Origin of the sequence: Terrabacter sp. NPDC000476, from assembly GCF_040300125.1 — a bacterium.
Classification (GTDB): Bacteria; Actinomycetota; Actinomycetes; order Actinomycetales; family Dermatophilaceae; genus Terrabacter.
On record NZ_JBEPDF010000001.1, the window covers coordinates 830,140 to 849,287 of the forward strand.

At 73.8% G+C, this 19,148-nt stretch carries 15 protein-coding genes; 3 read left to right on the top strand and 12 right to left on the bottom strand.

Annotated features, from left to right (window positions below):
- Positions 1-10: 10 nt before the first annotated feature.
- The 9 genes from ABT295_RS03870 to ABT295_RS03910 all read right to left on the bottom strand — a co-directional run bounded on the left by ABT295_RS03870 (position 11) and on the right by ABT295_RS03910 (position 11,452).
- Positions 11-1,438 carry an NAD-dependent succinate-semialdehyde dehydrogenase gene (locus tag ABT295_RS03870; RefSeq protein WP_352393090.1) on the bottom strand — a complete coding sequence of 476 codons (1,428 nt, stop codon included), beginning with the start codon at positions 1,436-1,438 and terminating at the stop codon, positions 11-13.
- Between the two features lie 109 nt (positions 1,439-1,547).
- Complete coding sequence (locus tag ABT295_RS03875) at positions 1,548-2,669, bottom strand: M24 family metallopeptidase (RefSeq protein WP_352393091.1); 1,122 nt, start codon at positions 2,667-2,669, stop codon at positions 1,548-1,550.
- Entirely contained in the window at positions 2,662-4,938 is a 2,277-nt protein-coding gene (locus tag ABT295_RS03880) for a glycoside hydrolase family 31 protein (RefSeq protein ID WP_352393092.1), read from the bottom strand. Before ABT295_RS03880 ends, ABT295_RS03875 begins: the two co-directional genes overlap by 8 nt.
- 4 nt (positions 4,939-4,942) lie before the next feature.
- Entirely contained in the window at positions 4,943-5,758 is an 816-nt protein-coding gene (locus tag ABT295_RS03885) for a carbohydrate ABC transporter permease (protein WP_352393093.1), read from the bottom strand.
- 10 nt (positions 5,759-5,768) lie between these two features.
- The gene (locus ABT295_RS03890) at positions 5,769-6,722 is read right to left on the bottom strand and encodes a carbohydrate ABC transporter permease (RefSeq protein WP_352393094.1); all 954 of its coding nucleotides are present in this window, start codon (positions 6,720-6,722) and stop codon (positions 5,769-5,771) included.
- 1 nt (position 6,723) lies between these two features.
- Positions 6,724-8,052, bottom strand: a complete 1,329-nt coding sequence (locus ABT295_RS03895) for an ABC transporter substrate-binding protein (RefSeq protein ID WP_352393095.1) — start codon at positions 8,050-8,052, stop codon at positions 6,724-6,726.
- A 32-nt stretch (positions 8,053-8,084) separates the two neighbouring features.
- Positions 8,085-9,551: a hypothetical protein gene (locus ABT295_RS03900; RefSeq protein ID WP_352393096.1), complete on the bottom strand. Its 1,467-nt coding sequence runs from the start codon at positions 9,549-9,551 to the stop codon at positions 8,085-8,087.
- Positions 9,548-10,456 (bottom strand): aldolase, encoded by a 909-nt coding sequence (locus ABT295_RS03905; protein ID WP_352393097.1) that lies wholly within the window; start codon positions 10,454-10,456, stop codon positions 9,548-9,550. Before ABT295_RS03905 ends, ABT295_RS03900 begins: the two co-directional genes overlap by 4 nt.
- A gap of 48 nt (positions 10,457-10,504) precedes the next feature.
- Complete coding sequence (locus ABT295_RS03910; protein ID WP_352393098.1) at positions 10,505-11,452, bottom strand: PfkB family carbohydrate kinase; 948 nt, start codon at positions 11,450-11,452, stop codon at positions 10,505-10,507.
- 119 nt (positions 11,453-11,571) lie between these two features.
- On the opposite strand from ABT295_RS03910, the gene ABT295_RS03915 reads away from it, so the two are divergent.
- The gene (locus ABT295_RS03915; RefSeq protein ID WP_352393099.1) at positions 11,572-12,369 is read left to right on the top strand and encodes a DeoR/GlpR family DNA-binding transcription regulator; all 798 of its coding nucleotides are present in this window, start codon (positions 11,572-11,574) and stop codon (positions 12,367-12,369) included.
- 135 nt (positions 12,370-12,504) lie between these two features.
- Here the strand turns inward: ABT295_RS03915 and ABT295_RS03920 are convergent, their stop codons facing one another.
- A complete protein-coding gene (locus ABT295_RS03920; protein ID WP_352393100.1) occupies positions 12,505-12,777 on the bottom strand; it encodes a hypothetical protein in 273 nt (90 codons plus the stop codon).
- Positions 12,778-12,999: 222 nt separating this feature from the next.
- Between ABT295_RS03920 and ABT295_RS03925 the strand changes: the two genes are divergently transcribed.
- Together ABT295_RS03925 and ABT295_RS03930 are read left to right on the top strand one after the other, a co-directional pair.
- On the top strand, positions 13,000-13,458 hold the full coding sequence (locus ABT295_RS03925; RefSeq protein WP_352393101.1) for a DUF1810 domain-containing protein: 459 nt from the start codon (positions 13,000-13,002) through the stop codon (positions 13,456-13,458).
- A gap of 256 nt (positions 13,459-13,714) precedes the next feature.
- Positions 13,715-14,701, top strand: coding sequence for a peptidoglycan-binding domain-containing protein (locus tag ABT295_RS03930; protein WP_352393102.1), 987 nt, complete (start codon positions 13,715-13,717; stop codon positions 14,699-14,701).
- A gap of 137 nt (positions 14,702-14,838) precedes the next feature.
- Here ABT295_RS03930 and ABT295_RS03935 read toward each other — a convergent pair whose 3' ends face one another.
- Positions 14,839-16,113, bottom strand: coding sequence for an MFS transporter (locus ABT295_RS03935; protein WP_352393103.1), 1,275 nt, complete (start codon positions 16,111-16,113; stop codon positions 14,839-14,841).
- Positions 16,110-19,142 carry a bifunctional [glutamine synthetase] adenylyltransferase/[glutamine synthetase]-adenylyl-L-tyrosine phosphorylase gene (locus ABT295_RS03940; RefSeq protein ID WP_352393104.1) on the bottom strand — a complete coding sequence of 1,011 codons (3,033 nt, stop codon included), beginning with the start codon at positions 19,140-19,142 and terminating at the stop codon, positions 16,110-16,112. The genes ABT295_RS03935 and ABT295_RS03940 overlap by 4 nt, the downstream gene beginning before the upstream one ends.
- Positions 19,143-19,148 lie beyond the last annotated feature (6 nt).

A 19,148-nucleotide genomic window follows, 5' to 3' on the forward strand; every position in this document is an offset into this window, starting at 1 on the left:
ACCGCCCTCGTCACAGGCCGAGCGCGAGGTAGCGGACGTCCTCGAACTCCTCGAGGCCGAGGGCCGCGCCCTCGCGCCCGAGGCCCGACTGCTTGACGCCGCCCATCGGCGCGAAGGCGACCGACGGCAGGGCGTTGTTGACACCGACGATGCCGGCCTCGAGCGCCTCGGCCGTGCGCCAGCACCGCGAGACGTCGCGCGACCAGACGTAGGCGGCCAGGCCCATCTCGGTGCGGTTCGCGCGCGCGACCGCCTCGGCCGTGTCGGAGAAGCGGAACACGGCGGCGGCCGGGCCGAACACCTCCTCGCTCGCCAGGGCGGCCGTGTCGGGGACGTCGGTGAGCAGGGTGGGCGCGAGGTAGGTGCCCCCGGTCGGCAGCCGGCGATCGGCGGTGAGGCGCCGGGCCCCGAGCGCCAGCGCCTCGTCGACCATCGCGGTCACGGCCTCGACGCGCGAGTCGTCGATGACGGGCCCGAGGTCGGGGCACGGGTCGGCGAGACCGTCACCGACGGTCATGGCGTCGACGCGGGCGACGAGCTTCTCGACGAACTCGTCGTGCACCCCCTCGTGCACGACGAAGCGGTTCGCCGCGATGCACGACTGCCCGGTGTTGCGGAACTTCGCGAGCAGCGCCCCCTCGACGGCGGCGTCGACGTCGGCGTCCTCCAGCACGACGAACGCCGCGTCGCCGCCGAGCTCGAGCAGCGGGCGCACGATGCGCCGGGACGCGCCCGCCATGATCTCCCGGCCGACGCCGGTCGAGCCGGTGAACGTCACGGCCCGCACGGCGTCGTGGTCGAGCAGCGTCTGCGTCACCTCCCGGGCCGGGCCGTGCACGAGGTTGACGACGCCCGGGGGCAGCCCTGCGTCCGTCAGCGCCCGGAGCATCTCGGTCACGGCCAGCGGTGCCTTCTCCGAGACGCGCGCGACGACGGTGCAGCCGGCCGCGAGGGCTGGGGCGAGCTTGCGGGCCTGGATGGAGCAGGGGAAGTTCCAGGGCGTCAGTGACGCGACGACGCCGACCGGGCGCCGCAGCGTCAGGTGCCGCCGGTCGGGCAGCTCGTGCGGGATCACCTCGCCGTTCGGCCGCCTCGCCTGCTCGGCGAACCAGCGGAAGTACTCTGCGCTGAAGGCGACCTCGCCGACCGCCTCGGGCAGGCGCTTGCCGGCCTCGACGGCGAGCAGGTGGCCGATGTCGGCGGACCGCTCCGCGAGCAGGCGCGAGGCCTCGAGCAGCACGTCGGCGCGGCGCCGGGCGGGCTGCTCGGACCAGTCGCCGAAGGCGCGGGCCGCCGCGTCGGCCGCGCGGGTCGCCGTCGAGGCGTCACCCCAGGCGACGTCGCCCGCGTGGCTGCCGTCGGCGGGGTTCGTCACGGGCAGCACGGCGGTCCCGCTCTCCCAGGTGCCGTCGATGAGGTGGTGGGCGGTCGCGGTCACGGGAGTCTCCTTGGCGTGCAGGGGCGTGCGGTGGGGTGCGGTGGCGTGCGGGGGCGTGCGGGGGCCTGTGGGTCGTCGGCGGGCGTATGCCGTGGGGTGCCGGGCGCCGTCAGCGGACGAGGACGTCGGGGCGCGGTCGTCCCGCGACCTCGAGGGTGGGCCAGGTGGGGTCGTGGACGAGCGGCTCGCAGCCCGACGACGTGACGAGCGTCGTGTCCTCGACCTTCCAGCCGCCGCCGCTCGGGTTCCAGGCGACGACCTGCCCGGCGTCGAGCACGACGTCGCTGCCCGGGTCGGCGGGGAACTCCCGGGGCTGCCAGCCGGTCAGGCCGCCCTGGTGGTGGCGGTGCCACTCGTCGGGGTCGAAGCCGTGGGCGGCGTACGCGGTGGTGCCCGACGCCACGACGTCGCCGAGCCGGGCCCCGGGCCGCGTCGCGTCGAGGAACGCCTGCTCGACGGCGAGCAGGCGTCGGTAGCCGTCCTGCTCCTCGGCCGTCAGGGGCGCGAACGAGACGATGCGGGTGACGCTCGCGACGAGGCCGTGCCGACGGCCGCAGGCGACGAGCATCCCGCGACGGCCGAGGGCGGCTGCCGTCGGCAGCGGGTGGCGGTGGGCGTCGAGACGGTCCACGCCCCCGACGAGCAGCACGACGGGGTCGAGTCCCCGGCGCAGCAGGGCCGCGGCGAGCAGGCCTGCTGCGGCGTGCTCGCTCGTCGTCGGCTCGAGACCGAGGGCGGCCTCCGAGGCCGCGGCGGCCGTGTCGGCGGCCACGTCACGCAGCTGGCCCGACTGGTGCGGCGTCAGGGTGCGGCGCAGGGCCCTGAGGTCGGCGGCGAGGTCCAGCGCACCGGCCAGCGGGCGGTCCGTGCCGACGGGCGCCCCCGACGTGGTGGGCAGCGCCGCGTCGCGGCCCTCCCACCAGGGCACGACGCTCCAGCTCGTCCCGGGCGCGTCGGAGCCGTCCAGCCACGCCAGCTCGGTGTCGCGCAGTCGCGGCGCCTCGATGGCGTTCGTGACGATCTCGATCCTGGGGCCGTCGGCGAGGTGGACGACGACGTCGAGGCAGGCGGCGTCGAGGGTCTGGGGCACGTTGACGCGGCAGCCGAGCAGCCACGTCAGCGCGGCGGGATCGCGCAGCACGATCGTCTCCACGCCCCGCCGGGCAGCGAGCTCGGCCAGCCCGGTGAGCTTGTCGCGCAGGTCCGCTCGCAGCGCAACATCGTCAGCCATGGCGCACGACCTCCCCGGCGACGGTGCACGGCCGGCCGTCGAAGCCGACGAACGACCGCTCGTCGGCGGTGGCCGACCCGTAGGCGTGCAGCCGCCACGGGCGGTCCAGCAGGTCGTCGGTCGAGCGCACGGAGGCGTCGACGTCGGCGCGCGGCAGCACGGCTCCGGCCCGGACGAGCACGGGCATCCGGTCGAGCGGGACGCTCACCGTGTGGAAGCCGGGCCCGACGAAGCGGGTGTCGTCCTGCAGGTCGAACCACTCCCCCTCGGGCACGTAGAAGGTGCGCTCGACGGGTGCGTCCGCGTCGTCGAACACCGGCACGACGAGCAGGTCGGAGCCGAGCAGGAAGCTGTCGTCGACGGTGCGGGCCACCCGGTCGTGCGGGAAGTGGAACCCGAGCGGCCGCATGACCGGCCAGCCGTTGGTGGCGGACTCGACGGCGACCTGCCAGAGGTAGGGCAGCAGCGAGTAGCGCAGCCGCACCCAGTCGCGGCAGATCCCCAGGGCGTGGGCGCCGAAGGCCCAGGGCTCCCGCGGGCGCAGCCCGTGGGCTCGCATGAGGGGCGAGAGCGCGCCCAGCTGCGTCCAGCGCACGTAGAGGGCGGGGGTGAGCTCGGGACCGAAGAAGCCGCCGATGTCGTGGCTCCAGAAGCCCGGCGCGCTCATCGCGTAGGACAGCCCGCCGCGCACGGTGGCCTGCATGCCGGCCACCGTCGACTCGGCGTCGCCGCCCCACTGTCCCGGGTAGCGGTGCGAACCGGCCCACCCGCTGCGACCCCACACGAGCGGTGCCCGGCCGGTGAACTCGCGGATCGCGTCGGAGACGGCGCCGTTGTAGCGCAGCGGGTAGAGGTTGTGCGCCTCGTTCGCGGGCGTGCCGTCGAAGAGCGCGACGTCATCCGGCAGCGCCTCGCCGAAGTCGGTCTTGAAGACGGCGACACCGTCGTCGAGGAAGGCTCGGTGCTGCTCCTGCCACCACCGGCGGGCCTCCGGGTTGGTGAAGTCGAGCAGGGCCCGCATCCGCCCGTCGGGCGTCGGCGTCTTCTGGATGCCGGCGAGCGAGCCGTCGGTGCGCCGAACGAGATAGCCCTCGCGCTCGGCGTGCTCGAAGACCGGCGAGGCAGGGTCGAGGTAGGGCAGCTCCCAGACCGAGAGGCGGAAGCCCTCGTCGGCGAGGTCGGTGACGAACTGCCTGCGGTCCCCGAAGCGCCCGGTGTTCCAGATGAAGTCGGTGTTGAGCCGGTCGACGACGAGCCAGTCGGGGTCGAGGTGCAGCACGTCGGCCGGCACCTCGTGCTCGCGCATCGTCCGCGCCACCTCGAGCATCTCGGCGCTCGAGTGGTAGCGGCAGCGGCCCATCCAGTAGCCGAACGCCCACGGCGCCGGCACGTCAGGCCGACCGGTGAGGGCCGTGTAGGCCGACAGCCGCGCCGCCGGGTCCGACCCGGTCATGACGTAGAGGTCGACGGCCTCGCCGGCCACCCCGAGCGAGAGCACCGACGGGCGCGAGTGGCCCACGTCGGCCGTGACGACCGCCCCGGTGTTGACGAACCCGGTGTAGCCGCGCGACGAGTGCCACACGGGCACGGGCTTGTAGGCGAGGCCGGTGCCGGTGCCGCAGGCGTCCTCGCTGCGCAGGCGCAGAACCTGGCCGTTCTTGACGAGACGGCCGAACTGCTCGCCGAAGCCGAGGATGTCCTCGTCAGGCCCGAGCTCGAGGTTGAGCGTCGTCCCCTCGCCGTCGGTGAGGGCCGACGGCGCGGTCAGCAGCCCTGCGACCTGGCGCAGCCGGTCGGAGGTGCGCAGCACGACGGCGCCGGTGCGCGTGTCGCGGAGCAGCAGCGTGAAGGGAGCTCGGCCCACCTCGAGGGTCAGGTGGCCGGCCGTGACGGCCACGTGAGCCTCGGCCTCCTCGACACCGAGCGCGACGGGCGCCGGTGCGGGGTCGACGACGATGCCGCGACCGGTGCCGTCGTCGTCGAGGTCGGGGTGACCGGCCGGGGCGAGGACCAGCCGCAGGCAGTCCGGCTGCGGCGCGGTGACGCGCAGGGCCCACGGCCTGACGTCGGCCGGGGGCAGGTCGATCGTCGGCAGGTTGGGCATCTCGGTCTCGACGCCCTGGGCGGCGAGCGGCTCACCGGTGAGCCAGCCCGGCATGACGCCGAGCTGCACGCCCGGCAGGGCGTCGAGGTCGAGGGTCACGCCGGTGGCGTCGGCGGCGGTCGCGCGGACGCGGCGCAGCAGCAGGGTGGGCGACGGGTCGGTCACGGGTTCAGCCCTTCACCGCGCCGGCGGTGATGCCGGCGACGAAGTAGCGCTGCAGGAACACGTAGGCGATGACGATCGGCGCGGAGGCGACGACGACGCCCGTGAAGAGCAGCGGGTAGTTGGTCAGGAACTCACCCTGGAACGACAGGAGGGCGACGGGGATCGTCCGCTTGTCGGGGTCCTGGATGAACAGGAGCGGGTAGAGCAGGTCGTTCCAGTGGATGACGAAGAGGAAGATGGCCGTGGCCGAGAGCGACGGCACCGAGACCGGCACGACGACCGAGCGGTAGGTGCGCCACGGGCCGGAGCCGTCGACGGCGGCCGCCTCGAACAGCTCCTTCGGGAGGGTCTTGAGGAAGCCCGTCATGATGAACACCGCGATCGGCATCGTCACGACGACGTTGATGAGCACGAGCCCGAACAGCGAGTCGGTCAGCCCGAACGTCTCGAACTGGACGTACTGCGGGATCATGTTCGCCTGGGCCGGCACGGCCATGCCGAGCACGATGAAGCCGAAGAGCAGGCCGCTCTTCCAGCCCGTCGTCCGGGCGATGCCGTAGGAGGCCAGGCTGGCCAGGAAGAGCGTGATCGGCACCGAGAGCCCGGTGACGACGACGCTGTTGCGGAACGCGACCCCGAGGCCGGAGTCACCGACGATCGTGGAGTAGTTGCCGCCCTGCCAGTCGGTGGGCAGCCCGAAGGGCGAGTCGAAGAGTCCCGCGCTCGTCTTGAACGACCCGAGCACGACGACGAGGATCGGCACGACGATGAGCACGGCGTAGACGCCGAGGACGACACGTCGGGTGAGCTGGTATCTCATGGTGTTCTCCTCACACGTCCGGGTTGGTGGCCTTGACGGCTCGTCGCTGGACCCAGGTGATCACCGCGATGAGGGCCATGAAGACGATGGACTCCGCTGCGGCGTAGCCGAACTGGGAGTTGGCGAACCCGGCGTAGATGCGGGTCGAGAGGATGTCGAGAGAGCCCTTCGGCGGGTTGCCGCCGAGGCCGAGGATGAGGTCGAAGGCCTTGAAGCTCTGCACGGTCGTGTAGGCCATGACGATGGCCGTCGCCGGCGCCACCATCGGGAGGGTGACGTTGCGGAACTGCTGCCACCGGCTGGCGCCGTCGATGCGCGCCGACTCGTAGAGCTCGGTCGGGATCGACTGCAGGCCGGCGATGTAGATGATCATCATCTGGCCGACGTGGAACCACACCTGGGTGATCGCGACCCAGTAGATGGCTTGGTTGTCGTTGCCGAGGAACGCCCCCTGGAAGCGCTCCAGCCCGAGGGCCCCGAGCACCGTGTTGATGAGGCCGAAGTTCGGGTCGTAGACGAACTTCCAGATGAAGGCGACCGAGACGCTCGAGAGGATCGTCGGGAGGAAGTAGATCGACCGGAGCGCGACGGACGCCTTGGTGTTGCGCACGAGGAAGACGGCGAGCGCGAGGCTGAGCAGCGTCTGGAAGACGACGACGACGAGCATGAACTTGATGTTGTTGCCGAGCGCGTTGCGGAAGAGGTCGTCGCCCGTGAAGATCGTCACGAAGTTGTCGAGGCCGACGAACTGCGCCGTCGGGCTGAACCCGTCCCAGTCGGTGACCGAGTAGAGCACGCCCTGGATCGTCGGCACGACGAAGAAGACGGTGTAGAGCAGCACGGCCGGCGCCGGGAAGAGCCAGAGCGCCGGGTGGGCCGCCATCGGGCTGCATCGCCGGCTGCGGCCGCCGGCGTCACCGGTCCCGGCCTCCGCGGCCCGGCTGGGGGCGAGGGTCGTGGACATGTCACTTGCCCCGCTTCTGGTCGACGACGGCCTGCGCGGTCGCCGCGGCCTCGTCCGGCGACGTGCCGCCCACGACGGCGACGCAGGCGGCCTCGACCGCTGCGCGGATGTCGAGGTTGTTGAACTGGAAGCGCGGCGCCAGGAGCGTCTTCTTCTCCAGCCACGGCGCCGTGCGCTTGAGGTCGGGGTTCGTGTAGTCGACGTCCTTGACCGTGAGGTGCTGCGCGGTGCCGTTGGCGTAGACGCTGGCGTTGGCCGGGTCGGAGAGGAACTGCAGCCACTTGAGCGACGCCTCCTGGGCGGTGCCGGCGGTGTTGACCCCGAGGATGAACGTCGCGTTGTAGATGCCCTCGTACTTCGCCTTGTCGGCCGCGACCGTGATGGGGGCGATGAGGTCGATGGGGAACGTGGCGCCCAGCGCGCGGACGGCGCTGATGTGGAACGACCCGGTCGCCAGCATGCCGGCCTTGCCGCTCGCGAAGAGCTGCTGGAGCGGCTCCGAGCTCGTGCCCGTGGAGTTCGGCTCGAAGTAGGGCGCGAGCTGCTGGTACTGCTTGAGCGTGGCGAGGAACCAGTCGTCGGTCACCTTGCGGGTGCCCGCCTCGATCTCGGCGAACGCGGTGTCGCTCGGCATGTTGTTCATCACCATGGGGTTGAGGAACTGGCCCGAGTTGGCCGGCTCACCGCCGGGCCAGGCGATCGGCACGAGGCCCTTGCCCTTGAGCGTGTCGCAGAGGGCGAGAAAGCCGTCCCAGTCGCGGGGCGCCTCGGAGACGCCGGCCGACTCGAAGGCCGCCTCGTTGAAGATCGGCATGTTGAAGACGAGCTGGTAGGGCAGGCCCATCTGGGCCCGGCTCGTGGCCTGGCCGGACTTGATGAGCTCGGCGAAGTAGTTGTCGACGAACGGCTGCGCGCCGAGCCCGGCGAAGAGGCCGGCCTTGTCCATCGTGACGAACTGGGCACCGCGGAAGGCCGCGAAGGCGTTGCCGATCTTGCCGCCCTTGACCTTCTGCAGCGCCGTGCTCTGGTAGTCGTTCGACGGCGCGATGTCCTGGGTGACCCGCACGTCGGGGTTGGCCTTGACGAACGAGTTGATCAGCGTGTCGAAGACCGCCTTGTCCTCGGCGCGCCAGTGGGCGAAGGACACGGTGCCCGTCGCCTTCCCGGTGCCGACGGGGTCGAGGACCGCGGCCCCGGCGCCGGCGGCCGTGCTGCGGCCGCCACGGGCGGTGATCGTCGGGCCGACGCACGCGCTGAGCGACGCGCCGAGGCCGACGGCGCCGATCCCGGTGAGGAACCGACGGCGGGCGAAGGTGGGGGTGTCAGACATCGTTGTCTCTCCTCAGGTCCTGCGATCGGGTCTTACCAGTCGACGACGGTGATGCCCAGGCGGTCCGCCGCAGCCCGCAGCTGCGGGCGCACGTCGGTCCAGGCGAGCACGGTGTGGTGCGGGAAGCCTCCGGTCACGAGGCCGGTGACGAGCGCGGAGGCGTCGCCGTCGACCCGCACGGCGGCGGTGTTGCCCTGGAAGCGGTTGGGCTCCGGCAGGGACTCCCCCGCGGCGAGCAGCAGGCGCAGCTCACCGGGGCGGGACGGGTCCTCGGTCAGCCGCGCCATGACGACGCGACCGGTGCGCAGCGGGAAGTTGCCCGCCACGCCGAGCTTGCGGTTGCAGTGCGTGGACTGCGTCGCGGCGTCGGGTTCCGCGGCCAGGGAGGTCGCGGCCGCGCCGCAGTGCCAGAGCCGCACGACGTTGTCGGCGGCCTCGAGGTCGACGGTGTCGACGAGGTAGGTCGTGCCCGACCCGAGCGCCTCCATGAGGAGCATCGTCACGGCGCCGTAGACGTCGCGCTCGCACGCGGTCGGCGTCCCTTCGTCGGCCACGCGCGACAGCGACGAGCAGGGGCAGGCACCGAGCTGGGTCGGGAACTCCGGCCAGCAGCGGATCGCCATGCCCGACAGGGAGTCCCGGTCGCGCCAGTCGCGCATCGCCGAGGTGATCCGCGCCGAGGTCAGCGCCTGGTCACCGTCGACCTGCGCGAGGGAGGGCTGCGCGGCCAGCGCGGACGCGTGCTCCGTGCGGGCGGTGTCGTCGGGCACCGCCGCGACCCGGCCGAACATCGCGTCCACGTCGACCTGCTCCACCTCGATGCCGAAGAGGCGCTGGAGGAGGTCGCCGTCGTACTGGCTCGGCGTGAAGCCGGGAGGCGCGTCGCCGACGAGGCCGAGGCGTCGCCCGCGGAGCGACTCGAGGCCCCGCACGACCTCGGAGTCCTCGGAGGCGTCGGCGCGGTCGCCGCGTGTGGCGGGCAGCGGCACGACGGGCGGCAGCTCGCCGGCGAGGGCGGCCCGGAGCGTCTCGCGGGTGCCCGGCTCGCCGGGGTCGCCGTAGAGGAACCGCGGCGTGCGCCCGGCGTGCACGACGAGCGCGTGCCCGAAGAGGTTCGCGCCGCACATCGAGTTGAGCCACAGCCGGTCGCCGACGGGGCCCGGCTCGCGGAACGACCAGAGCAGCACCGGCTGCTCGAGGTCGCCGTAGAGCTCGAGGGCGGGCGTCGCGTCGGAGAACGAGGCGCAGACGTTGACGACGAGGTCGGCGCCGGCCTCGACGAACGGCCGCGCGGCCGCGACGTCCTCGGGGGTCATGACGAGGTCGTCGGGGCCGACCACCTCCGCACCGAGGTCGACGAGCAGGGCGCGGGCCTCGGCGGCCAGCGTGCGGGCGACGTCGACGGCGAAGGTGGGGCGGGCCGTCGGTACGAGGAGCACCCGCACCGGGGCAGCACCGTCCGTGCGCGCGGCGACCGTCTGGTCGAGCGTCCCCGTCATCGCTGCACGACCTCGTCGACGAGGGCGCCGAGGCGCTGGAGGCGCGGGATGGAGACCTCGTGGAGGTCGCGCTCCACGTCGTCGCTGCCGATGACCGAGGCCCACACCGCGCGGCCGGCGAGGAAGCCCGAGGCCCCCTCGCGGCAGGCGAGCTCGACGGCGTGCGCGAAGTGCTCGGCCGGCACGCCCGAGGAGAGCACGACCCAGGGCGAGTCGACGGCCTCGGTGATCTGCGCGCAACGGCGACGGATCTCGTCGTCGTCACCCTGCCCCTTGAGCGGCACCTCGGCCTTGTAGAGGTCGGCACCGAGGCCACCGAGCTCGCGGGCCGCCTCGACGACGCACTCGTCCCAGTCCCACACGCCACCGCCACGGGGCGCCTTGGCGACCGGCTCGATGATGCTGACGAGGCCGGCGCCGTGGCAGCGGTCGACGAACTCCTCGACCATCTCGATGCGCTGGGCGGCCGCCTCGTCGGGGCGGTGGATGACGAGCAGCTTCATCGCGACGGCGCCCTGGTCGCGCACCGTCGCCGCCTCGACGGCCCGGTCGATCTCGACGGCCGTGACGAACTCGCCGTTGCCGGCGATGAAGTGGTCGGCGGCGGCGATGAGGCCGCACGAGGGGTCGACGACGCCCTGCTCGACCACCGTGTCGAAGGCGAACTGCTTGTCGACGAGCACGCCGGACGCATACGGCGACAGCACCCGCGTGGCGGTCACCTTGAAGTCGGTCAGCACGGCGTCGGTGACCGGCTCGGTGCGGTGCTCGGCGAACATGGCCCGCATCGCCTCGCGCTGGTCGACGGCGAGCATGGCGAAGGCGCCGCTCGGGCGGGCGATGCGCGCCAGGCCCGCACTGGGGCTCGTGCCGGTCGGGACGGTGGTGACGGACGGGTCGGTCATCGGGTGCTCCTCGTTCGGGGTGGGGCGGCAGCGGTGGGGTCGGGACGGTCAGGCGGAGGTCGTGGACGCGGGAGCCGGCGCCGGGCGAGGCGTCGGAGGGGAGGACGTGGCGAGCAGGGCCGAGGCGCTCGCGGCCCGCGGGATGGCCGAGCGTCCGTCGAGGCCCCGACAGGAGAGCGCCGCGGTGACGTTGGCGACGACGAGCTGGTCGTGGAGCGGGAGGCCGTCGACGACGGCTGCGACGAGCGCACCGTGGAAGACGTCGCCGGCGCCGAGGGTGCTGAGCACGTCGACGCGGTGCGCCGGGGCGTGGGCGCGCTCGCCCTGCGCCGTGAGCGCCCACGACCCGCGAGAGCCCGCCGTGGCCACGACGGTGCCGGCGCCGTCGGCGACGGCTCGCGCCAGCAGATCGTCGACCTCGAGGCCGCCGTGCAGGCGCTGCAGCGCCTCGACGGTCGGGACGTAGAGGCCGGCGCTGCGGGTGTCGAAGTGCGGGATGTCGTTGCCGGCGTCGACCGACAGCAGCTGGCCGGCGCGCACCAGCCCGGAGGCGTGGACCGGCTCCCAGCCCGCATGGTCGACGTGCACGACGGGCGCCGAGGCGATGAGGTCGGCGCCGGCCGTGATCTCGACCCGGGGCGCGGGACGGTTGCTGATGGCGCGGGTCCCGCGGCCGCGGTCGACGACGACGACGCTCGCGGCCGACGCCTCGCCGGGCAGCAGGGTGACCCCGCTGACGTCGACACCCTCGGCCTCGAGCCCCGCCACGATGGCGTGGCCGTTCGCGTCGTCGCCGACCGCGCCGACGAAGGCGCAGGGGACGCCGAGCCGGGCGGCGGCGACCGCGGACGTCGCGGCCGGGCCACCGCCGGCATACGCCACCTCGTCGGCCAGCACGCGCTCGTCGGCGCCGGGGTAGCGGGCCACGAGGGCGATGGCGTCGAGCGTGGCGACGCCGACGAAGACGGCGGCGAGGTCGTCGCGGGCTGGGGCCATGGGGGCGCACTCCTTCGGGCGGTCCGGGTCCGTGCTGATGTTGCTAGGTTAACAGCGAATGTTGGATAGTCAACACTCATGAGCAACTTTCTCCCGTATGCTCGGACCGTGGTGAAGCGATGACGACCGAGTCCACGCCGGCGACGATGCGCTACGACAGCGCCCCCGACCGACGACGCAGCATCCTCGACGCGGTCGAGGAGGCCGGCTTCGTGTCGGTCACCGAGCTGGTCCGACGGCTCGGGGTCTCCGACATGACGGTGCGCCGCGACCTGCGCAAGCTCGCCGAGAGCGGTGGGGTGCGCATCGTGCACGGGGGTGTCAGCGCCCTGCGCCCGGCGCTGCACTCCCCCGAGTTCACCGGCCGGGCCGACGAGAACGCGGACGCGAAGCGCGCCATCGGCGAGGCCGCGGTGCGCGACCTCCCGGCGTCCGGCACCGTGGCCGTCGACGCGGGCACGACGACGTATGCCGCCGTGCAGGCGCTCGCGGACGACTTCCGCGGCACGCTCGTGACGCACTCGGTGCCGGTCATGCAGCTCGCGCTGACGCGCGACCTCGGCCGGGTCGTCGGCCTCGGCGGCGAGCTGCTCGCCGAGAGTCAGGCCTTCATCGGGCCGCGCACGGTCGAGGCGACCGCCGGCCTGCGCGTCGGCACCCTCCTGCTCGGGGCGGCCGCGGCCGACGAGCGCGGCATCTACGTCTCGACCGACAACGAGCGGCCGACCAAGCTCGCCCTCATGGACATCGCCGAGCAGGTCGTGCTGCTCGTCGACGCGACGAAGTTCTCCGCCCCCGCGCCGGTGCTGCTCTGCGGGTGGGACCGGATCACCGAGGTCGTCACCGACGCGACACCGCCCCCGGCCCTGGCCAAGCGCCTGGAGGCGGCCGGGGCGCGGGTGCGCCTCACGCGCTGAGCCGCCGTCCCGGTCGCCCCGGTCGCCCCGGTCGCCCCGGTCGCCCCGCGTCGTCGGGCCACCCACCCCCGGGAACGACTCAGGCCGCCCCCGTCGGGAGCGGCCTGAGGTGCGGTCGTGACCGCGAGCTGGTGGTCAGTGCGAGCTGAGCGCGAGCTCCCGCGGACGGGCCGGCGTGACGGCGATGCTGACGACGACCTCGTCGCAGGTGCTGCAGCGCCAGCCCTCGGCCCACGGCTGGTAGCGGTGGCCCGTGGCGCGGCACGGCTGGTAGGCGACGGGGGCCTCGGGAGCCTTGCGGCTCGACCGGTGGCACGCCACGCCGACGACGAAGCCGAGGATCGGGAAGAGCACGAGCAGCGGCCACATGACACTCGGCGCGGTGGCGATGGTGGTTGCAGCAGTCATGTCAGTCCCTTTCGATCCCCCCGGGCCGGACGGTTCGTCCGGTATGTGTTTCATCGTGCAGTGAGAACTGCAAGGCAGTCGGCCGCGGCCCGCAAGGTTTCCGCAAGATTGCCCCCGCCCCCGTCGAAGGCTCCGCCGCCGGTCCTTCGCGCAGCCACCACCGAGCACGGATGCCGGGTGGTGCGGTGCGTGCCCGGCGCGCCGGCTGGGTAGGGGGCAGTCGTGACGGACGCGGCGCTCGACCCCTTCTCGCTGACCCGCTTCGTGGAGGCGCAGGACGCCGGCGGCAGCTACACCGCGGCGCTCGCCGAGCTGCGGTCCGGGCGCAAGCGGGGGCACTGGATGTGGTTCGTGCTCCCCCAGGTGGCCGGCCTGGGGCAGAGCCCGACGGCCCGGCACTTCGCCGTGACGGGCCTGCCGGAGGCGCGCGCCTACCTGCGGCACCCCCTGCTCGGACCCCGTCTGCTCGAGTGCGTGGCCGCGCTCGACGGTCTCGGCGAGACCGACCCCGTCGCCGTGCTCGGCCACGTCGACGCGACGAAGCTGCGCTCGTCGATGACCCTGTTCGAGCTCGCGGCGCACGCCGAGGGCCCGGAGGCGGCGCGACCGTTCGCGCGGGTGCTCGAGCACTTCTTCGCGGGCCGGCGCGACGGTCTGACGGTCGGCATCCTCGGCCGGTGACGGCAGCAGGACGCCCGCGAGCTCGCGGCACTACGGAGACGGCCCGGCGCGACCGGACGGAGTCGCGGCGTGTCGGTCCCACACTTTCGGCGTTTGATATGCACTAACCGGACAAAACGGTTAAAGTGCGCCATCCGCGTGCGGCAGTTGACGCCGGCCATCCGGCCCGCGCCCGGGCCCGTTCCAGACCCCTCGCGCTCCGCCGCCCGGCCCCCACCGGGACGGCTCTCGTCCGCACCCTTCTGGGAGACCCCACATGTCAACACTGCTCAACCGGCGACGCCTGCGTGCCGCCGGGCTCGCCCTGTCTGCCCTCGCCTCGCTCGCCATCGTCTCGGCCGCTCCCCCGGCCCAGGCCGGCGGCAACGCCCCCGTGCCGCCGACCCCGACCGGCCTGCCGGTCGCCGTGGAGGGCCTGTCGCCGTACGTGCCGGCCACCGGCTGCGACCTGCGCACCCGGGCGGGCTCGGCCAAGCTCGGCAACCTCATCCGCGCGACCTACGGCGCGACCTACGGCCTCAGCCGCTCCTGCACGGCGGCCACGTCGCCGTCCTCCGAGCACTACGACGGCCGCTCGGTCGACACCTTCTTCAACGTGCGCGACACGACGGAGCGGGCGAACGCCAGCGCCCTGCTGACGTGGATGCTCAAGACCGACGCGGCCGGCAACCGCTACGCGAACGCCCGCCGCCTCGGGGTCATGTACGTCATCTGGAACAACCAGATCTGGAGCTCCTACCGCTCCGCCGAGGGCTGGCGGCCCTACAACGGGTGCGCCACGACGACCTCGACCGGCTACGACACCGCGTGCCACCGCAACCACATCCACATCAGCCTCTCGTGGGAGGGCGCCCTGGGCCGCACCTCGTTCTGGAGCAAGCAGGTCGCCCCCGTCGACTGGGGCCCCTGCCGCCCCGCCGACCTCAACTGGTCGGCGGGCGATGCAGCCCCGAACCCTCGTCGCTGCGTCAGCTACCCCACCGTCAAGGCCCCGGCGGGAGCGAGCGCGCTGCTGCGTGAGATGGTGCCGCGCTCCGGCATGGTGCTGCGTCCGGGCATGAGCGGTCCTGCCGTCATGACCCTGCAGAAGGCCATCGGCATCCCGGCGACGGGCAGCTTCTCGTCGACGACGAAGTCACGCCTCATCAGCTGGCAGCTGGCGCGCCACGTGCCCGCGTACGGCATCGCGTACCCCTCGACGTGGCGTGCGCTGCTGGCCGCGCACGGCATGCCGCCCGCCTGACCGCGAGCCACGGGCCCGACGGCCCACGCACCCGGCCGACGCCCGGCGCACCCACACGGGTGCGCCGGGCGTCGCGCGTACGTGGTCCACCCGGACGCACGTCTCCCGCCGCCGGCCGCGGCGGCGCGACCGGTCGGTCAGGCGGCGTGGGAGGTGGTGGACGGCGTGGCGTACGCCCGGTCGACGGCGCTGCGCACCCGTCGGTGCGGCCACGTCACCGCGAGCACGGCCACGAGGCCGAGGCAGGCGAGCGCGCACCAGGCCACACCGGCATACGGGCTCGTGTGCGCGCCGAGCCAGCCCGCGACGAGGAACGAGATGCCCGCGGCGGCGATGGACACGGCACCGGCGAGGCTGAAGATGCGGCCGCGCAGCTCGGGCTCGGTGACGAGCGCGAAGGTCGCCTGCAGCGGCACCATGAACGCCTGCAGCATGCCGGACGCGAAGAAGCACGCCGCCACCACGAGGATCGGCGGGTGCAGGGCGGTCACGAGCAGCGGCAGCGGCATCGCGAGCGCGAGCGGCACGATGGAGCGGTTCTGGCTCTGCACGTCGCGGCGGCCGATGAGCACGATGCCGACGACGGCCCCGACGATCGGGGCGGCCATGAGGGCGCCACCCCAGCCCCTGGTGCCGGCGATCGGGATCGCGAGCGCCTCGGGGGCCGCGATGCCCAGGCTCGCGAACGCGCTGAGCAGCACGAGGCGGGCGAGCACCGGGTGCCGCGCGAGGTCTTTGGCAGCCGTCGAGAGGTCTCCGACGAAGCCACGCACGCCGCGGCCGCGCCGACCCGTCACCGGGCGCGCCTGCACGACGAAGAGGATGACGAGGGCCGCCCCGACGAAGGTCAGCAGGTCGATGAGCAGGCCCGTCTCGTAGCCGACGAGGGCGACGAGGCCGCCGCCGACGGCGAGCCCGATGGCCTGGTTGAACTGCTCCGACATGGCGCCGAGGCCGACGGCCCGGGCATAGAGGTGGCGGTCCTCGAAGAGGTCGGTGAGCAGCACCATGTTCGACGCGCTCGAGGCCCCGCCGATGAGCTCGAGCACGCAGAGCACCGCGAACATGACGTAGACCGACGACCCACTGAGCACGAGCCACATGAGGCCGAGCACGCACGTCGCCCGCAGCAGGTGCGACCAGATGAGCACCCACTTGTACGGGAAGCGGTCGACGACCGGCCCGACGAGGCTGCGCCCGAAGAACGTCGGCACGAGGCTGACGGCGAGCGTCGTCGCGGTGGCGAGCGGCGAGTTCGTCCGGGCGTAGACGACGGCCGCGATGGTGACCCGCGCGATGTAGTCGCCCCACATCGACAGGGCGCCGGCGAGGAAGATCGGCAGGTAGCGCGGCACCCGGAGGACGGCGGCGTACGTCGGCACGCTGCCGGCGGACGCCTGGGTCTGGCTCACGGGATGACGCTACCCCGGGGCGCCGAGTCGTAAAAGTTGAAATCGGTTGCGTGGCGGGCCCGGCGGGCCACCCGGCGCCACAGCTCGGCGAGGGCGGCGCCCTCGCCTGCGGCCCGGCCCATGATCCGGCCGATGCCGTCGAGGTCGCGCAGGTCGGACGGGACGCTGTCGATGGGGCGCCCGCGCCAGAGCACGCCGGCGTTGCGCATCCGCGCCCCGAGGCGCCAGGCCTCCCGCAGGGCCGCGACGTCCTCGCCGGAGAGGATCCCCTCGGCCTCGAGCGCGTCGAGCCCGGCCATCGTGCCGGTCACCCGCAGGGCGGGGTGCGCGTGGGCGTGCCGGAGCTGGTGCAGCTGCACGACCCACTCGACGTCGGTGAGGCCGCCGCGGCCGAGCTTGAGGTGGGTGCGGGGGTCGGCCCCGCGCGGCAGCCGCTCGCTCTCGACCCTCGCCTTGAGGGTGCGGATCTCGCGCACCTGCTTCGTGTCGAGCCCGCCCTCGGGCCAGCGCAGCGGGTCGATGAGCTCGCAAAAGGCGTCGGCGAGGTCGGCCGGGCCGGCGATCGGCGTGGCCCGCAGCAGCGCCTGGAACTCCCACGTGAGGGCCCACCGCTCGTAGTACGTGCGGTAGCCGTCGAGGCTGCGCACGAGCGGACCGGCCTTGCCCTCGGGGCGCAGGTCGGCGTCGAGGCCCAGGGCGGGGTCGGGCCCGGCCCCGGAGAGCAGCTTGCGCAGCTCCTGCACCACGAGGGTGGCCCGCGCCTGCACCTGCGACTCGTCGGCGCCCGGGTGGGGCCGGTGGACGAACATGACGTCGGCGTCGGAGGCGTAGCCGAGCTCGCGGCCGCCGAGGCTCCCCATGGCCACGACGAGCAGGTCGCCGCCGATCGGGGCGCCCTCGCGCTCCTCCACCTGGCGCACGGCCGTGTCGAGCACGACCTGGATCGTCGCGCCCGTGAGGTCGGTCAGGGCCGCCCCCACCCCGGCGAGGTCGACGGTGCCGACGAGGTCGGCCATGACGATGCGGAGCAGCTCGTGCCGGCGGATCGCCCGCACGGCCGCGACGGCGTCGGCGGCGGTGTCGCGCCGCCCGGCCGCCGACTGCATGCGCGCCGTGATGCTCTCGCGCGAGCGTGGCGTCAGCCCGTTGTCGTCGCCGAGGATCGACACGCTCTCGGGCGAGCGCACGAGCAGGTCGGCGGCATACCGGCTGCGGGCGAGGCAGTGCGCGAGACGGTCGGCGGCCCGCCCCTCGTCGCGGAGCATCTTGAGGTACCAGTGCGTCGTGCCGAGCTCGTCGGAGACCCGGCGGAAGGAGAGGAGCCCGGCATCGGCGTCCGCCTCGTCGGCGAACCAGCCGAGCATGACCGGCAGCAGGGTGCGCTGGATCGCCGCGCGCCGGCTCACCCCCGTCGTCAGGGCCTCGATGTGGCGCAGCGCCCCCGCGGGGTCGTGGAAGCCGAGCGCGAGCAGGCGCTGCCGGGCCGCCTCGGGGCTGAGGCGCGCCTCGGTGGGGCTGAGCTTGGCGGCGGCCGCGAGCAGCGGCCGGTAGAAGAGCCGCTCGTGCAACCGGCGCACCTCGCGCGAGGAGGCCTGGCGGTCGGCCTCCACGGCCCGCCCGGGGTGGGTCCGGTGCCCCATGGCCCGGCCGAGCCGGCGCAGCTCGGCCTCGGCGACGGGCATCAGGTGGGTGCGCCGGAGCCGGTGGAGCTGGATGCGGTGCTCGAGGCAGCGCAGGTGGCGGTAGGCGCGGTCGAGCACGGCCGCGTCGTCGCGCCCGACGTAGCCGCCACGGGCGAGCGCGGACAGTGCCTCGAGCGTCGTCGCCGACCGCAGGCTGGGGTCGGTGCGGCCGTGGACGAGCTGGAGCAGCTGGACGCTGAACTCGACGTCGCGCAGCCCCCCGGGGCCGAGCTTGAGCTGGCGCGCGGCCTCGTTGGCGGGCACGTGCTGCTCCACGCGGCGCCGCATGGCCTGCACGTCCTCGACGAACTTCTCGCGACCGGCCGCCTCCCACACGAGCGGGGCGATCTCGGCCTTGTAGCGCAGCCCGACCTCCTTGTCGCCGGCCGAGACCCAGGCCTTGAGGAGGGCCTGGAACTCCCACGTCTTGGCCCAGCGCTCGTAGTAGGCGACGTGGCTGCGGATGGTGCGCACGAGCGGGCCCTGCTTGCCCTCGGGACGCAGCGCGGCGTCGACCGGCCAGAGGCTGCCCTCGGCCGTGGGCGTCGAGCAGGCGCGCATCGTCGCCGTGGCGAGGGCGGTGCCGACCCGCAGCGCCGTGTCCTCGTCGACGCCGTCGGCCGGCTCGGCGACGAAGATGACGTCGACGTCGCTGACGTAGTTGAGCTCGCCGCCACCCGTCTTGCCCATGCCGATGACGGCGAGCCGGCAGGCCTCGTGGCCCTCGCCGTACTCCTCGCGGGCGATGGCGAGGGCGGCCTCCAGGGCGGCCTCGGCCAGCTCGGCGAGCGCCTCCCCGACCCACGGCATCTCGGAGAGGGGGTCACGCGCCGTCACGTCGAGCGCGGCGATCCGCAGCAGCCCGCGCCGGTAGGCGATGCGCAGCGCGTCGAGCGGCGAGCGCTCGCCGCGCCCGTCGGTCACCGCGTGCACGAGGTCGGCACGGACCTGCTCGCCCGGGCGCCGCTCGGCCCGGGCCGCGTCGAGCCAGTGCTCGGGGTGGCGCACGAGCTCGTCGACGAGCGCGGTCGAGGCGCCGAGGACGCCGATGACCCGGTCGCGCGCGACCCCGGGCCGGGCCAGCTCGGCGCAGAACGCGGTCATGCCCCAGTCGGCCGGATCGCCGTGTGCAGCAAGGGACTCGCAGACCCGTACGAGACCCAGGAGGGCCTGGTCGGGGTCGGCCGTGTCGCCCATGACCGCCGCGAGCTCGTCGAGCTGCCCCCCGGGCACGGCCGCCCGCACGGGCAGCAGGGCGCGGTCGTCGACGAGCGTCACGGCCCGGTCGGGGTCGGCGAAGCCGAGTCGCGCGAGCGCGCCCTCGGTGGTCGTGGTGCGGGATGACATCGGGTG

Excerpts from the sequence above, each read along its gene's own strand:
- ABT295_RS03905 (WP_352393097.1), bottom strand. The coding sequence starts at position 10,456 with ATGACCGACCCGTCCGTCACCACCGTCCCGACCGGCACGAGCCCCAGT.
- ABT295_RS03920 (WP_352393100.1), bottom strand. The coding sequence starts at position 12,777 with ATGACTGCTGCAACCACCATCGCCACCGCGCCGAGTGTCATGTGGCCG.
- ABT295_RS03910 (WP_352393098.1), bottom strand. The coding sequence starts at position 11,452 with ATGGCCCCAGCCCGCGACGACCTCGCCGCCGTCTTCGTCGGCGTCGCC.
- ABT295_RS03890 (WP_352393094.1), bottom strand. The coding sequence starts at position 6,722 with ATGTCCACGACCCTCGCCCCCAGCCGGGCCGCGGAGGCCGGGACCGGT.
- ABT295_RS03930 (WP_352393102.1), top strand. The coding sequence starts at position 13,715 with ATGTCAACACTGCTCAACCGGCGACGCCTGCGTGCCGCCGGGCTCGCC.
- ABT295_RS03940 (WP_352393104.1), bottom strand. The coding sequence starts at position 19,142 with ATGTCATCCCGCACCACGACCACCGAGGGCGCGCTCGCGCGACTCGGC.
- ABT295_RS03915 (WP_352393099.1), top strand. The coding sequence starts at position 11,572 with ATGACGACCGAGTCCACGCCGGCGACGATGCGCTACGACAGCGCCCCC.
- ABT295_RS03895 (WP_352393095.1), bottom strand. The coding sequence starts at position 8,052 with ATGTCTGACACCCCCACCTTCGCCCGCCGTCGGTTCCTCACCGGGATC.
- ABT295_RS03875 (WP_352393091.1), bottom strand. The coding sequence starts at position 2,669 with ATGGCTGACGATGTTGCGCTGCGAGCGGACCTGCGCGACAAGCTCACC.
- ABT295_RS03900 (WP_352393096.1), bottom strand. The coding sequence starts at position 9,551 with ATGACGGGGACGCTCGACCAGACGGTCGCCGCGCGCACGGACGGTGCT.
- ABT295_RS03885 (WP_352393093.1), bottom strand. The coding sequence starts at position 5,758 with ATGAGATACCAGCTCACCCGACGTGTCGTCCTCGGCGTCTACGCCGTG.